Source organism: Pusillimonas sp. (assembly GCF_035515275.1).
GTDB lineage: Bacteria > Pseudomonadota > Gammaproteobacteria > Burkholderiales > Burkholderiaceae_B > Pusillimonas.
This window is the reverse complement of sequence record NZ_DATJBQ010000025.1, coordinates 1-15412: the sequence shown is the minus strand read 5'-3', so window position 1 is coordinate 15412 and position 15412 is coordinate 1. Positions and strand designations below refer to the sequence as shown.

Below are 15412 nucleotides of genomic sequence, written 5' to 3'. Positions count from 1 at the left end.
CCCACCCCACGACCCGATATGTCGGTCACCTTCTCGGCGGTGGAAAAGCCCGGTGCGAAAATAAGCTGCCACAGTTCGTCGTCGGGAGTACTCTCGCTGACGGGAAAGCCCTGTTGCATCGCCTTTTTAAGAATGCGCTCACGGTTCAGGCCCGCACCGTCGTCGGTGACTTCGATAATGATCTGCCCGCCGGCATGCTGCGCCGATAGAGTCATGTGGCCTTCGGGTGACTTGCCCGCTGCGACCCGTTTCTCGGGGGTTTCAATGCCATGGTCCAGGCTGTTGCGCACCAGATGAGTAAGCGGGTCGATAATGCGCTCGATCAGGCTCTTGTCCAGCTCGGTAGCCTGACCGCGCGTGGTCAGCCTGATCTGCTTGCCCATCTTCGAGGCGTTTTCACGCACGACCCGCGGGAAACGACTGAACACATAATCCATGGGCATCATGCGAATCGACATGACCGACTCTTGCAAGTCGCGCGCGTTGCGTTCGAGCTGTTCAATACCGTTAAGCAGGCGGTCGTGCTCGACCGGGTCCAGCGTGGAGGCGGTTTGCACCAGCATGGCCTGGGTAATGACCAGCTCGCCCACCAGGTTGATGATCTGGTCGACCTTCTCGACGCCCACTCGCAAGGTGCCGCTTTCTTTGGGCTTGGCGGCCGCATTTGCCCCTGCATTGGCGGCCGGTTTGGCAGGGGCTGCCGGCGAGTCGGCCGGCTGCGCCGCTGGAGCTTGTTCAACTGCCGAGGAGGCGTGTTGCGCCGGGGCGGTCTGTTGCTGCTGCGCCGCCTGAGAATCAGCGGGCGTCTGCGCAGCCTCGGCCGATGCATCGGCCATGGCGGCTTGTGCCCCGGGCGGCTGCTCACGCGAGATGCTTACCTGATCGTCATTGACGACGAAGCAGCACACGGCCTCGAGGTCGTCGGCGCTGCAGGTGGTATTGAGCCAGATCGACAACGAGTCGGCTTGGGTCTGATGATGCAGCACCTCTCCGAGCAGACCCATTTCTACTAGCAAAGCCTCGGCGTCTTTGGGCTGTATGCGCTGTATGCGTACCAGGAACGGCAGGCTTGAATCTGAAGCAGGCGCCGAGGCCGCTGCAACCGGCGCGGCAGGCGCCGCCTCTGGCTGACCGCCGGCGGGGGCGTCGTTTTTATGTTCAAGAGCCAGCTCGCGCAACTGTGCGCAGATGCGTTCGTACGCTTGCTGATCAGGTTCCTGCGAGTTTCGATAGGCGGCGACTTGTTCAGTTAACACGTCTTTGGCTTCCAGGAAGATGTCGATCATGTCCTTGCGCAGGGTAAGCTCCCCTTGCCGAATGGCATCGAGCAGGTTCTCGAGAATGTGGGTGGTGGTGGTCAATAAGCCGAAACAGCCGAAAGTACCGGCGCCCCCCTTTATGGAGTGGGCCGCACGGAAGATGGCGTTCAGTTGATCGATATCTGGGTTATCGACGTCGACGTTGAGCAGGGTCTGCTCCATGTCGGCCAACAGCTCGTCGGCCTCGTCAAAAAATGTCTCGTAGAACTGGCTTAAATCGACACCCGCACTCATGTTCGTTCCTATGACGCCAAGGCCGCGACACGGCCCATTTTTTTAGCGATATTGCCTGCAACCTGCGCAGCGGGCAACGTTATTCGCCGCCCATTGCTGCAACCCCCTTACGACGCCACCCCGACAGTGCCTACGGTCGGGGTTCAACAGCCGGCTGGCGCCATCTAAGGCGCAACGCTGTCGGCTACGGGAGCGGGTTGCAACGCCTCGTACAATCGGGCGTCAGACGAACCCGCTTCGTTCTGGGCGTCGATGCGCTCTTCGGCTTCGCGGTTTAGCACAACAATGCTTATACGGCGATTAACGGCAGCATTGGGATCCTCTTTAATCAGGGGAACCGTCGACGACAGGCCCAGCACTCTTTTTATCTTTTGTTCATCCATACCCCCGGCGACCATTTCCTGACGCGCCGCATTGGCACGATCGGCGGAAAGCTCCCAGTTGCTGTATAGGCGCTCGCCCGAGGCATACTGCAGGGCGTCGGTGTGTCCGGCAACCGTGATCGAGTTGGGCAGCCTGTTAAAGAAGGGACCCAGTTCGCGCAGCACGTTTCTCATGTACGATTGCACCTCGGCCCGGCCTGTGGCAAACATGGGCCGGTTCTGACGGTCGACAATTTGTATGCGCAAGCCGTCTGGCGTCATGTCGAGCAGCAGCTGCGGGCGAAACTCTTGCAGCACGGGGCTGGTGTCGATCAAGGTCTCAAGGTCGTACTTCAGATCCTGCAGTCTTTGCGTATCGCGCCGAAGCTCGTCGCCGGTGCGCGAATCGACGGGCGGCTGCGTAATGGGATGCTTGCTGGCAATGGGGCTGGGCGCACCACCCGGTATGACGCTGCTGCTGTTATCGATGTTCGGTCCGCCCTGTATGGCGGTCATGAGAGGCATACGAAAATACTCAGCAATACCAGACAGGTCGTCGCGAGGGATCAGCGAAAGTATCCACATGACCAGAAAGAACGCCATCATGGCGGTCATGTAGTCGGCGTAGGCGATCTTCCAAGCTCCGCCATGATGCGGCGCGTGAACCTTGCGCCCGCGCCGCCTGACGACGATGCGATCGGTATCTGATGGCTTCATGGCTCAGACCCCATCAGGCTGCTTTCTTGGCCGGAGCCTTGACTTGCCGCACGTGGTCCTCAAGTTCGCTGAACGACGGACGGATCATGGAATACAGCACTTTACGGCCAAACTCAACCGCCAGCTGCGGGGGGTAACCGTTCATGCTGGCCAGCAAAGTGACCTTGATGCACTCAAGCACCTTGACCGAAGCGACCGTACGCCGTTCGATCGTCTGCGCCATGGGCGAGACAAAGCCATAAGCCAGCAAAATACCCAGAAAGGTGCCGACCATGGCCTTGGAAATAAGATCAGCCAGAATTGCCGGCGGCTGATCAACTGAAGCCAGCGCCTTGATGACGCCCAAAACCGCCGCCACAATACCAAAAGCCGGCAAGGCATCGGCCACCGACGCCAGAGCACGAGCCGGAATATTACGTTCGGTCTCGTGGGCTTCGATCTCTTGGTCCATCAGGGTTTCGATTTCGAAGGGGCTCATATTGCCGCTGATCATCAGACGCAAATAGTCGGTGATGAACTCGAGCAGGTGCGGGTCGCTGACGATGCGCGGATACTGCGAAAAAATGGGGCTTTTGGCGGGGTCTTCGATATCGGCCTCGATATTCATGAGGCCGTCGCGGCGAGCCTTGTTAAGCAGCACATACAACAAGGCCATTAATTCCATATACAGCTCTTTGCTGTAGGGCGTGCCGCGAAACACCGACGGCAGCGAACGAACCAGCAGGCCGACGGACTTTCCGCTATTGGATGCAATGTAAGCACCCAGCGCGGCCCCGCCGATAAGCACGAACTCGAAGGGCTGATATAGCGCGCCCATATGTCCGCCCATGGCGACAAAGCTGCCGAACACAGACACGGTAACGATGACAAAGCCCAGAAGAATCAGCACGAGCGCACCTTCGATAAATACATAGACCTATATGATCGCCCTGAACGAGCCCCGCAAAAACGTGCGTCAAGGGGGGTTTTCGAAGCTAGATCATCGTTCTGGATTGCTTGCGTCAGGCAAAACGCAGGCTTTCGGCCGACGAGCGGCGCCTTACGCGACACGAGTGCGGCGGCTACGCGTCTTGCCGGCACGCGGAGGCGGACGACAAATGGCGCACACGAAATTCTGTTGCGGATCGTGGGCATGCGCGACAAAGCCACCCGTGCAGCGGGTGCAGTGAGACAACTGGATCATGCCGCTGTCAATGAAGCGGATAAGCATCCAGGCTCGGGTAAAGCTGAGTACGGGCTCGGAGCCGGGCTCGGTGGTTGCTCCCACCGACGCCTGCTCAAGATAAAGCTTGTAGGCTTCGATCAGTGCACGAGACTTTTTGGCAGGAGTATGGGTATCGAGATAGCGATACACCCCATAAAAGACGCTGGAGTGAATATTGGGCAGCCACGTCATGAACCAGTCGACTGAAAACGGCAACATGCCCTTTGGCGGCGAGCAACCTCGGATTTCTCGGTACAGGCGCGAGAGGCGGTCGTAACTGAGCGACGTTTCAGCCTGCAGCACCTGCAGTCTGGCGCCAAGGCGGATCATGTCGCCGGCCAGAAGAATTTCTTCGCCCTCTTTTGAGACACTTTTCAGGGCAGGCTTGACGGGGCTTTGGGGTATCGCCTTGGCTGTGCCGGCAGTACCCGACTTACTCGTGCCCAGACTCACGCTTTTAGCAGACATTGTTATTTTCGGAAAGCCTAAACGGCTGTATCAATAATGGTTTCGGATGCGCGTTGCGACAGCAATATGGTGGCATGAGCCTGCTGCAGCGCACCGCCAAGCACGTCTTGGCCCAAAGCCGAAAGCAAAGCGTAGTCGTCGAGGCGGAAACCGCAAATAAGCGAACCGGAACTGGCCAGTTTCACGATTTGGGCAGGTGAAAGCTGCAAGATCGTCGTTGCGACGTCTTCGCAAAACCCGAGACGGAACATTCCGGCAGACAGGTTCTCACGCAGGAGACGCTGAGCGAGCATCAGATAAGTAAGATTGACCTCTTGGATGTCGTTTAATGCTGAGCTGCTCTCGTATGCGGGCGGGTTGCCATTGCTGGACACGGCGCACTCCTTCGAAGAAAAAAGTTACGTGATGTAATTAAAAATATCAACATTCACATAGTGTGTTTGTATGCAACGCATAAATTTAGCCTCAAATTATTAAAATGAAGCGTCAGACGCATAACGTTACATTTAAACTGCTAAATATTTCTGGCCGAAGACCGTTACCGCAGTCGTTCGATACCCCGAATTGCTGGCGTTTTTAAGGTAAAAACAGTGCGCTTCGGGGCGTTGCTATAGTACACGATCGTTAGTTTCAGTTTGTTGATTAATATCAACGCGCGATGGCCCGCTGTATGCACAAGACTTGTCCCTGTTTTATTTGTGTAATACAACTTACAAAAATAAGGTTCCATCAATAACAATTGGACACCTTTATAATAAATATAACGTAAGTCTAAGCTGTTCTAGGCAAATTGGCCTAAGTAATTTCCCTTACATGCAAGTGCAAGTGTATTCACAGGTCTCTTTTTTGATACAAGTTACCGAGTTATTGCAGGTTTCGTACGCTTAATGTAACAACGAGTAACTAAGCGCCAGTGCTAAAAATGCTTCAAGTTCCGGATTTTTTTGCGTCTCGTGTTGTAGTATGCGCGCCACATCGGGGGCGACCCTGGCCGCCGCCGCAGCATCCAAAAACAGTAATCTTGATCGCCGGGCCAGAACGTCTTCGACGGTACGCGCGAATTCGTAGCGGGCGACGTGCCTGACAAAGTCGTCGGTGACCGCAGCGACACCGGCTGCGTCGCTGCGATGCGGCAGGAAGGGATCAGTGGGCCCACCCCCTTCTGTGGAAAAACGGCCAAGCGCAAACTGGTGCGTCGCACAAGGCGGCAAATCGGGAAGCAAACCCGCCCTGACACCGGCCTCAAGCGCACTTTGCGCCATGGCACGGTAGGTCGTCCATTTCCCCCCCGCAATGGTCAGAAGCCCCGAGGGGCTGATTTCTATGGCATGTTCGCGGCCAATTTGGGCGGTTGCCCGCGAATGTCCGCGCAATGTGCCCGCGCGAGCGCCCTTTTCCACCAACGGCCGAAGGCCCGCCCAGGCGCTGGTCACGTCCTTACGATGGGGCGGCCTCTGTAAATAACGACCGGCTTCATTCAGGATGTAGTCGATCTCGGCCTTATCGGGGGTGGGTTCTGTGACTGGTTCATAGGCAGCCACATCGGTGGTGCCCAATATGACCTTGCCCATCCAGGGCACGGCAAAGAGTACACGTCCATCTGCGGTTCTGGGCACCAGCAAGGCCGCTTCCGAAGGAAAGAAACAGCGGTCCACAACCAGATGGGTGCCGCGGCTGGCGCGGATCAACGGTTGAGCCTTACGACCGCAGCCTTGGGCTTCCAGACGCCGCAACTCGTCCACCCACACCCCGGTGGCGTTAATGACGCAACGCGCGCGAACCTCAAACTGCCGATCCGTTTCTGTATCGAGCGCCTGTACGCCCGCGACTCGACCATGGTCATGAACGAATGCGGTAACGCGAAAATAATTGAGCATGACCGCAGCTTGCTCCGCAGCGGCACGCGCCAATGCCAGGGCCAGGCCGGCATCGTCGAACTGAGCATCCCAATACTCGACCCCCCCTTTCAGCCCTTGCGAACGGACGCCCGGGACGCGGAGCCGGGTCTTGCCTGCACCCATCAAGCGCGTCGGACCCAAGCTGTGTCTTCCGGCCAACGCATCGTACACGGCAAGGCCTGCACCATATAAGGGAAGCTCCCATGGGCGATAAGCCGGAACGATGAAACGCAAGGGGCGAACCAGACCTGGGGCATTTCGCAGCAAAATTGACCGCTCGCGCAGCGATTCGCGCACCAGGCTCATGCGGCCTTGCGCCATATAGCGCACACCGCCGTGAATCAGCTTGGTGGCGCGCGACGACGTACCTTTGGCAAAATCGTGAGACTCAAACAGTGCAACCCGCAGACCGCGCATCGCGGCATCAAGGGCGACTCCCAGCCCGGTTGCTCCGCCTCCTACCACCACAAGGTCGAAAGCTTCGGTCGCCAGCCGGGTCAACATTGCAGGCCTGTGGGCCGTGGCAGACGCAGTGCTCATGAGGATCTGGAACCTTGTGCTGAGGTCGCCGACTGGCGTGGACGATCCTAGCGTAACACCGCAATGCGGGTTACGCTTGTTGCCGGAAATCCTCTTTGACCATGCCATGACCTATATCCTCGCCCTGGACCAAGGCACTTCAAGCTCTCGCAGCATCGTCTTCGATAAACAGGGCAGCATCGTCGCCGGCGCACAACAAGAGACCCGGCAGATATTTCCTGATACTGGCTGGGTCGAACACGATCCACAAGACATCTGGCAAACCCAGTTGGCTACAGCACAGGAGGCCGTGGAGCGATCAGGCGGCGCCTCGAAAATTCATGCCCTGGGCATAACCAATCAGCGCGAAACCACGTTGTTATGGCATCGCGACACGGGTGAGCCGCTATGCAACGCCATAGTCTGGCAAGATCGCCGCACCGAACCGCTGTGCGCCCGGCTGCGCGAACAGGGTCTGGAACACACCATACTTGAGCGAACGGGGTTGCGCATCGACGCCTACTTCTCGGCCACCAAGCTGCAATGGATGTTGCACCACACGCCCGACGCGCGTCGCCTGGCGCAACAGGGCAAACTGGCCTTCGGCACGGTCGATAGCTGGCTGATCTGGCAACTTACCGGTGGCAGCGTGCACGCCACCGACATCACCAATGCCTCTCGCACCATGCTGTTTAATGTGCATGAACAACAATGGGACGCCGAGCTGCTTCGGGCATTAGACATTCCGCCCAGCCTGCTGCCCCGCGCCCTGCCCTCGTGCAGCCATTTCGGCGACACCAAAGCCGAGCTGCTGGGGCGCCCTATTCCAATCTGCGGCGTGGCCGGCGACCAACAAGCCGCCTTGTTCGGCCAAGCATGCTTTCATGAGGGCATGGCCAAGAATACCTACGGTACAGGCTGCTTTGCCCTCATGCACACGGGCGGGCGGTTTCAGTTATCACAAAACGGCCTTATTACCACCCCCACCGCCCAAACCGGTGCCGGGCGACACTTTGCCCTGGAAGGCAGTGTCTTTATCGGCGGTGCAGTTGTACAGTGGCTGCGCGATGGGCTGCATGCCATCGACAGTAGCCCTGAAGTGGAAAAGCTGGCGCACAGCGTGCCCGATTCGGGCGGGGTGGTGCTGGTTCCAGCTTTTACGGGCTTGGGCGCGCCCTACTGGCAGCCCGAAGCCAAGGGTTCAATTACCGGCCTGACCCGGGGCACCACCATGGCACACATTGCACGGGCAGCGCTTGAAAGCATCGCGTTTCAAAGCACCGCACTGCTGCAGGCCATGAACCGCGATGCAGTGTCGGCCGGCGCATCACCCTTGTCTGAGGTGCGCGTCGACGGCGGTGCCTGCTCGAATGATTTGCTCATGCAGTTTCAGGCCGACCTGCTGGGCATACCGGTGGTACGCCCTGAAGTCATCGAAACGACTGCCCTGGGCGCCGCCCTGCTGGCCGGTTTGTCCAGCCGCATATACGCCGACCTTGATGCGATCAGTCGACTTTGGCGGGCCGAAAAAACCTTCAGACCTGCCATGGATCGACACCAGGCGGCCGAACACATGCAGCGTTGGGAACACGCCGTGCGCCAGACGTGTTTGCCCCGCACCGATCATGCTTGAAAAACCTTGCCGCCGTGCCTGTTTTTGAAGGCGCGCATTCTAATTGCGCAAAGTCGCCAACGTTCCAATACAATCACGCTTGTTCCGTCATTGTTACATCGTTCATGCAGAATCAGCCTTGTCTCGCGTCTCCTCATGTTTCCTGGGTAGAGAACGGCGAACAGCGCACCGCCTTGTGGCTAACCGAATACTCCGGCAACGCGCCCCGGCGCATCGTTGCGGTAGACGACACACTGACCGCGGACACCGCCTTCCAACTGGCCAACCAGGGCACTCATATGCTCTGGCGGGGCGATTATCACAATGCACGCCAATTGCTTGACGCGTTAGCCAGGCGGGTAGACAAGAAAAAACGCGGCAAAGTTGCGGCGACGCCCCAGCAGGCATTCAATCAGCACCGCCTGGCCCAATCACGTCGCGCCAGGCTGCTGGGCTCAATATTGCTGCCTGTGGATGCCGGTTTTAGGATTCCGCTGCGCCGCGCCCCCGATGTGACAGCGGCCTGCGAAGCCGTGCTGGGTAAGGTCGACCAGGATCTGCTGCTGCCCTTGCGCGTCTTGCAGGGCATCATGGGTGCCTCGGAGTGGCGGCGCAAGGGCATGGTGATTCCGGCACTGGAACAAAGCATCCATGTTCATTACGGTGTGTTCTCGCCCATACGCGGCGAGTACATCGATCTGGTCGCCAACGCACCTTTGCCCAATACCAAGCTGGCTTTCGACATCGGCACGGGCAGCGGCGTGCTGGCCGCCATTCTTGCGCGTCGCGGTATCGAACACGTCATTGCAACAGACGTCGACGAGCGTGCCTTGGCCTGCGCTCGCGACAACATTGAGCGCCTGGGCCTGACCGACCGCATCACGCTGGAGAAGGCCGACCTGTTTCCGCAAGGCCGTTGCGGCTTGATCGTCTGCAACCCCCCGTGGCTTCCGGCACGACCCACCTCATCAATAGAAGCCGCCATTTACGACCCGGACAATCGCATGCTTGGCGGGTTTCTAAGCGGTCTGGGCGAGCACCTGCTGCCCCAGGGCGAAGGCTGGCTGATTCTGTCTGACCTGGCCGAACACCTGGGCCTGCGTGACCGCGAGTTTCTGGCTCAGGCCATACGGTCGGCAGGCTTGAAGGTACTGGGCCGACTGGACGCCCGGCCCAAGCACCCCAAAGCGATGGACCCGGACGACCCGCTGCACGAAGCCCGACGCGCCGAGGTAACAACCTTGTGGCGCCTGGGACGCGACGATGGTTGATGCACGTATACTGACAGCATCTTTTCCAATGCGTTAAAGCCATGCTGAAAAAAATCGCCCTGGTCATTGCCGTGTTCCTGATCGTGCTGGTGGCCCTAACCTTTGGCGAAGCCATCGTACGCCAGGCCATGGCCTGGTTCAGCTACCTGACCGGCATCGTCATCCACAATTTTTCGGACCTTTACTATTGGGTCTACGATTACGCGGTACTGCACCGGGTCAAGATCCTTATTGCCATGGCGCTCACCCTGCCAATCAGCTATTGGGTCATCAAGAACAAAGACAGCGAACTGGGCAAACGCTACAGCGCACGTAAGATTTCGATAGTGCTGGCCCTATTTTTGGGGTGGCTGGGCGCCCATCGCTTTTACCTGGGTCAGATTGGATGGGGTATTTTGTACCTGATCATTCTGTACCTATTTGCGCCCTTGGTGGTGGCCATCAGCCTGATCGATGCAGCACGCTATTTGTTCATGACAGACGAAGACTTCAACACCACCGTCGTTCGCCGCTGAATGGGAACCAAGTGTCGTGGAAAACAAGACAGCCCGCTTAACCGTACTGATTGACCCCAATAAAAAGAAAGCATTCGAGCAATTGTGCGCCGGCCAGGACCTGACCCCTTCGCAGGTGGTGCGCCAACTGATACGCGACTACCTGGAACAGCACGGCGCCACGTACGGCACTCGTGCCCCGGTCGTCAACCCCAAGCTCAAGCGCCCCGCTCAGAAATAAGCCTGGCCATCACGTCGTTGAAAGACGGGCAGATATTTTGAGCCCCAAGCTTTTTGCCCAGCCCCATGCGATGCAGCTTACCCAAGACGCGATCATTGGCCTCGGTAAAGATAATGGTGTTTCCTTTGGCTTGTAGATCGTCAACCAGGTTTTCGAGGGTTCGGAGCCCCGTCGAATCGACAAAGGGCACCCTTCCCAACCTAAGTACCAGTACACCGGGCGCACCCCCCGTATCAGACATGGCGCGCTCAAAGGTTTCGGCTGCACCATAAAACAGCGGCCCCTCGATTTGGTAGACCATAATGTCGTCAGGCAGGCGCTCGAGCCCGTGCTCTTGCAGTAGACCCGCCAGCTCTTGCGTCAGTGTTAGCCCATTCTGGCGTTGTACTGCCACGCTGCGCGCCATACGTTGCAAGAAATGCATCATGGCCAGCACTACACCGATATTTACCGCCACGACCAGGTCGGCAAAGACCGTCAGCAAAAAGGTCACCAGCAAAATCGCAACGTCAGCGCGGGGCGCCTGCTTGACCAGCCTCAGAAAATGCTTGGCCTCGCTCATGTTCCAGGCCACGACAAACAAAATAGCCGCCAGCGCCGCCAACGGTACGTTGGCGGCATAAGGAGCAAGAATAAGTATGATCAGTACCAGCGTTATGCAATGCGTAATGCCGGCGATGGGGCTGGTGCCGCCATTTCGTATGTTTGTGGCCGTACGCGCTATGGCGCCGGTGGCGGCGATGCCGCCAAACAGCGGCGAGGCCATGTTGGCCACGCCTTGGCCGATTAGCTCTTGATTGGAGTTATGCCGGGTACCCGTCATGCCGTCGGCCACCACGGCGGAAAGCAATGATTCGATCGCGCCCAGCATCGCAATGGCAAAGGCCGGCGCGATCAGTTCAACCACGCGATCGAAGGTAATGGGCAGCCACTGCCACTGAGGCAATTGGCGGGGAATTTCGCCGAAGGCCGAGCCGATGGTGGCCACCCCTTCAAACTGAAACAAGGATTGCAGCACCGTTGCCAGCACCAGGGCCACCAAGGGGCCGGGCACGCGTTTCATGCCGGGCAGACGCGCCGAATAAATGACCAACAACAAAGACACAATCGCCATCGCTGTGGTGGTGAGATGCAATTGGGGAAAAGCCTGCAGCAGTGTCCAGAGCTTCTGGTGAAAATGGCCCGAGAGCTCGACGGGCAGCCCAAAGAAGTCTTTCCATTGACCCACCCAGATAATGACGCCGATGCCGCTGGTGAAGCCGATGATGACCGGGCGCGGAATGAATTTAATGACGCCGCCCAGTTTTGTAATACCCAACAGCAGCAATATGATGCCGGCCATGAAGGTGGCGATTTGCAGGCCCTGAACGCCGTACTGAGCCACCACGCCCGACAAAATGACAATAAACGCCCCCGTAGGCCCGGCAATCTGCACCCGGCTGCCGCCAAACAACGACACGGCCAGGCCCGCAATAATGGCGGTGTACAAACCCTGTTCGGGCTTGACCCCCGAAGCAATGGCGAACGCCATGGCCAAGGGCAGCGCCACAACGCCCACAATGACGCCCGCCACAATGTTTGAAGACCAATGCCTCCAGGCCAGCAGGCCCGCGCGATGTGCTTCCAGAATAGCAATCATAGTGTTCCGTATTAAGAGAGCGTATGTGTGATTGATTATAATCTGACGCACATACCGAGCTTTTGCGCCCGCCCAAAATGTTGCCACGTATTTTCACTATACGTCGGCCCCGATGTAGCCCCAAGCAAAAATAACTACAATAGCGGCTGCATCATTTCCAACCAGAGATCAACGTGAGAAAAGTCGTACGGGGCAAGCTCCATGGCATACGTGTAACCGGGGCCGACCTGAACTACCATGGTTCAATCACCCTGGATCCCGACCATTGCGAAGCAGCGGGCATTTTGCCCATGGAATTCGTCGACATCTGGAACAAGGCTTCGGGCGCCCGCATCAGCACCTACGTCATCTACGGTGAGCGCGGGTCGCGTTGCTGCATTCTTAACGGCGCGGCGGCCCGCACCTGTCAGCGCGGCGACGAAGTCATCATCTGCAACTCGGTCTACATTACCGAGCAAGAGCTTGAACAGGTCAAGCCGGTGGTGCTTACCTTCTACGAAGACAACCGCATCCACGAACGCCTGCGCTACGAGGTGTCTCGCGACGACCAGGACCGTCTGGCGTTCAATATCGTCAAATTCGATTGATGCACTGAGCCGGGGCAAACCTGTGCAATGGCCAGGCCCGCCCAAACCCGATACAATCCATCGCTGATTCATCAAGCATTCGCTAGGGGTGCCGCTTTACGCGGCTGAGAGAGTCCCTTTGAACCTGTGAGATTATCCTCGCGCAGGAAAGCGACCATGCAGCAGCCTGAACACATGGGCACCGCTTAGGTGCCGCTTCTCGCCAATGCCAGCCGCTCCCTGCCTATTTTTTTGACGGCAACGGCTATGACTAATTCTTCTTCTACTCCGACCAACCAGGCGCTGACTCCTGTTCCGGCGCATGAGCGCGTATTCGGCTGGCATGAACACGCTTCATTATGGTTCAGCTTGGGCGTGGGCCTGCTGGTCATGCAGGTCGGCGCCTACTTGGTGCCGGCCACGGGTCTGCGCGAAGCCGTGTTCGCCATTGTGCTGGGCTCGCTCATCGGCGCGGCCTTGCTGGCATGGGTCGCCAAAATCGGCTGCGACAGCGGCCTCTCGAGCGCCGGCCTCATGCACCGCACCTACGGCAGCATGTTTGCGCGATTGCCCGTTCTGCTGAACATTGTGCAACTACTTGGCTGGACCACATTTGAGCTGGTCATTATGCGCGAAGGCACCGCCGCCATCGTGCGCGAGGCGTTTGGCCTGAATCTTGGCCAGACCGCCGCCGTTGTGTTGCCGACCCTGCTTTGGGGCGGCGTGCTTATCGCCCTCTTGTCGGGCTCGATGCTCACGCTGGTGCGGCGCTTCGTTGCGCGGTTCGGCCTGCCTCTGGTCGTGCTGTCGCTCATCTGGCTCACATGGCAGTTTTGCGGAAAGCTGCAGGCAGGCGGCCTGACCGCACTCTGGAACAAGCCCGGCGACGGCTCCATGAGCATGTTCTCGGCGGTGGATCTGGTCATTGCCATGCCGGTTTCCTGGCTGCCCCTGGTGGCGGACTACGCCCGCCATGGCCGCAGCGGTCGTGGCGCACTAGGCGGTGTCTGGCTGGGCTATGCCATCGCCAACATCTGGTGCTACGGTTTGGGTGTAATGATAGTGAGCGCAGTGGGACCCGACACAGGCCTGGTCGGCGCCCTTCTGCTTGCACAAGGCGGGCTGATCGCCTTGGGACTGATCATGATCGACGAGCTGGACAACGCTTACGGCGACCTTTATTCGGGCTCGGTATCGGCCCACAGCCTGAAACCCAAATGGAGCATCCGCCGCTGGGGCATTACCCTGGCTGTAATCAGCATTGCTTTGGCCATGGTGTTGCCCATGCACAGCCTTGAGCCTTTCCTGCTGACGCTCAGCTCAGTCTTTGTGCCGCTGTATGGCGTTATTTTGGGTCGCTCAGCATTTGGCGGCCACATTGCAACCGAAATGCGCCGAATCAACGTGGCGTATGCGCTGCTGTGGCTGCTGGGCATTGCGTTTTACCACAGCTTGGCGCAATGGGCTTCGGGCTACGGTGCGGCCCTGCCCACCCTGGCGGTTACCTTTGTGCTGGCCGCGCTGGCACGCCGGTTCGAACGCCCACAGGCTGAAGCTGCTGTTGCTTAACCGGCCGGCCCCGCACCTGGCATCAGCCGCAGCACTGCTGCGGCTGATGCCAGGCCGCAAAAACGCTTCAGCCCGCAAACCCGCCGCCGTCAAGATACGCCTGTTCGGCCTCTGTGGTTTGACGGGCCAGGCATTTATTGCGATGCGGAAAGCGCCCGAAATCGCGGATGATGTCTAAATGCTCGATACCCCACTTTTGCGAATCAGCCGCGTGCTCGCGATAAAGCTGCAACGACAGCTCTTGATCGGCCAGGTTTTCTGAGTGCGTGAAGGGCAAAAAGGCAAATACCCGCAGCGGTGCTTCAAGCTGGTAGATAAAGCCTGCCTCGAGCATTGTGCGAGCATAAAGCCGCGCCAAGGGGTCGGTGGCGAACATATGGGCCGTATCGCGAAAAGCATTGCGCGGAAACTGGTCGAGCAGTATCAGCAGTGCCAGGCAGGATTCGGGCTGGGAACACCACGCCTCGAGCTCGCAACGCGCCGCCTTGAAATGAAGGTTCAGAAACCGCTTCTTGAACGCTTCGTCGAAGGCTTCGTCTTTGGCAAACCATTTATCCGGCCCCGCCTGTCGCCAGAACTCGACAACCTCATCTGCTTCGGGAAAGCGCGTTTCGGATTGAGCAGCACTCATGGCAAGACTCCTGGACGGCGTTTATAAAACACATCAAAGCATAACAGCCCGGGCATGCACCGAGCCGGATCGCCCGACGCAACAGTGCAAGGGTCGTCGCCCACCTTCGCTGATGCACAGCCGCTTCAAACGCCCTTTCAAACGCTTAAAAGCGGGTGCGCAAGAAGAACTGAGCACTGTGATCGGTGCTGTCTTTTCCGTACTGGCCGCTATAACCCAAGCCCATGGCCGTATTGCGCCCGACAGCCACTTGCACGCCCAGGTCGGCGAGGGCCGCATTCTTGGCAAGGGGAGCCCCGGCCACCTTGAATGCACTGCCGCCCCCCTGCACAAACGAGAGCCGGCGACCCGGATCGACGTCGCCCGAGGCGTGGCGCCAGCCCAACCCGGCAAAGACATGGGCCTGGTGGGCCCCGAGCTCAATGGCCGTGTGGCCGCGCAAGCCCAAGGTAAAGGTGGTGATGTCGTCGGTATGGCTCTCGCCCTGCAGCGCGGCCGGCCCGCCGCTTTCGCTGAACCCTTTGGTCTTCTGACTGATCCGGCCCACGCCCAGGTAGGGCTCGAGCACGCTGTGCCGCCCGAGCGGCATGGCGTAGCCCAATTCGGTGAAGAACTGGGTGGTGTGCGCGTGGTAGTCGGCCTTCAGGGTTTGGCTGCCGCCCACGGTG

15 protein-coding genes and 1 riboswitch are annotated in these 15412 nt (G+C 58.7%); of the genes, 6 read left to right on the top strand and 9 right to left on the bottom strand.

The annotated features are described in order from the left end of the window. From VL003_RS01610 to VL003_RS01585, 6 genes are all read right to left on the bottom strand, one after another. Nucleotides 1–1553 (bottom strand): Hpt domain-containing protein (locus VL003_RS01610; RefSeq protein ID WP_325438910.1); only part of this gene is annotated, 1553 nt, incomplete at its 3' end. A 164-nt stretch (nucleotides 1554–1717) separates the two neighbouring features. Beyond that, nucleotides 1718–2632, bottom strand: coding sequence for a flagellar motor protein MotB (motB, locus tag VL003_RS01605; RefSeq protein WP_325438908.1), 915 nt, complete (start codon nucleotides 2630–2632; stop codon nucleotides 1718–1720). 13 nt (nucleotides 2633–2645) lie between these two features. Beyond that, a complete protein-coding gene (gene motA, locus VL003_RS01600) occupies nucleotides 2646–3521 on the bottom strand; it encodes a flagellar motor stator protein MotA (RefSeq protein ID WP_325438906.1) in 876 nt (291 codons plus the stop codon). A 150-nt stretch (nucleotides 3522–3671) separates the two neighbouring features. Continuing rightward, nucleotides 3672–4304: a flagellar transcriptional regulator FlhC gene (gene flhC, locus VL003_RS01595; protein ID WP_325438904.1), complete on the bottom strand. Its 633-nt coding sequence runs from the start codon at nucleotides 4302–4304 to the stop codon at nucleotides 3672–3674. 17 nt (nucleotides 4305–4321) lie between these two features. Continuing rightward, the gene (gene flhD / locus VL003_RS01590; protein ID WP_325438902.1) at nucleotides 4322–4678 is read right to left on the bottom strand and encodes a flagellar transcriptional regulator FlhD; all 357 of its coding nucleotides are present in this window, start codon (nucleotides 4676–4678) and stop codon (nucleotides 4322–4324) included. Nucleotides 4679–5188: 510 nt separating this feature from the next. Continuing rightward, nucleotides 5189–6742, bottom strand: a complete 1554-nt coding sequence (locus VL003_RS01585) for a glycerol-3-phosphate dehydrogenase/oxidase (RefSeq protein WP_325438900.1) — start codon at nucleotides 6740–6742, stop codon at nucleotides 5189–5191. Between the two features lie 106 nt (nucleotides 6743–6848). Here VL003_RS01585 and glpK point away from each other — a divergent pair, with 106 nt between their 5' ends. The 4 genes from glpK (at nucleotide 6849) to VL003_RS01565 (ending at nucleotide 10339) form a co-directional block, all read left to right on the top strand. Further along, nucleotides 6849–8354, top strand: coding sequence for a glycerol kinase GlpK (glpK, locus tag VL003_RS01580; RefSeq protein ID WP_325438898.1), 1506 nt, complete (start codon nucleotides 6849–6851; stop codon nucleotides 8352–8354). A gap of 104 nt (nucleotides 8355–8458) precedes the next feature. Beyond that, the gene (locus tag VL003_RS01575; RefSeq protein WP_325438896.1) at nucleotides 8459–9604 is read left to right on the top strand and encodes a class I SAM-dependent methyltransferase; all 1146 of its coding nucleotides are present in this window, start codon (nucleotides 8459–8461) and stop codon (nucleotides 9602–9604) included. A gap of 41 nt (nucleotides 9605–9645) precedes the next feature. Then, a complete protein-coding gene (locus tag VL003_RS01570; RefSeq protein ID WP_325438894.1) occupies nucleotides 9646–10119 on the top strand; it encodes a TM2 domain-containing protein in 474 nt (157 codons plus the stop codon). Nucleotides 10120–10135: 16 nt separating this feature from the next. Beyond that, nucleotides 10136–10339 carry a ribbon-helix-helix protein, CopG family gene (locus VL003_RS01565; protein WP_325438892.1) on the top strand — a complete coding sequence of 68 codons (204 nt, stop codon included), beginning with the start codon at nucleotides 10136–10138 and terminating at the stop codon, nucleotides 10337–10339. Here the strand turns inward: VL003_RS01565 and VL003_RS01560 are convergent. Then, nucleotides 10317–11978, bottom strand: coding sequence for a SulP family inorganic anion transporter (locus VL003_RS01560; RefSeq protein ID WP_325438890.1), 1662 nt, complete (start codon nucleotides 11976–11978; stop codon nucleotides 10317–10319). The genes VL003_RS01565 and VL003_RS01560 overlap by 23 nt on opposite strands. A gap of 173 nt (nucleotides 11979–12151) precedes the next feature. Between VL003_RS01560 and panD the strand changes: the two genes are divergently transcribed. Together panD and VL003_RS01550 are read left to right on the top strand one after the other, a co-directional pair. Further along, complete coding sequence (gene panD / locus VL003_RS01555) at nucleotides 12152–12565, top strand: aspartate 1-decarboxylase (RefSeq protein ID WP_325438888.1); 414 nt, start codon at nucleotides 12152–12154, stop codon at nucleotides 12563–12565. A gap of 74 nt (nucleotides 12566–12639) precedes the next feature. Then, nucleotides 12640–12731, top strand: a riboswitch (TPP riboswitch). Between the two features lie 80 nt (nucleotides 12732–12811). Then, a complete protein-coding gene (locus VL003_RS01550; protein ID WP_325438886.1) occupies nucleotides 12812–14113 on the top strand; it encodes a purine-cytosine permease family protein in 1302 nt (433 codons plus the stop codon). 67 nt (nucleotides 14114–14180) lie between these two features. On the opposite strand, the gene VL003_RS01545 is transcribed toward VL003_RS01550, so the two are convergent. Together VL003_RS01545 and VL003_RS01540 are read right to left on the bottom strand one after the other, a co-directional pair. Further along, a complete protein-coding gene (locus VL003_RS01545; protein WP_325438884.1) occupies nucleotides 14181–14744 on the bottom strand; it encodes a DUF924 family protein in 564 nt (187 codons plus the stop codon). 145 nt (nucleotides 14745–14889) lie between these two features. After that, nucleotides 14890–15412: autotransporter outer membrane beta-barrel domain-containing protein (locus VL003_RS01540; RefSeq protein ID WP_325438882.1), on the bottom strand; the 523-nt coding region annotated here is incomplete at its 5' end.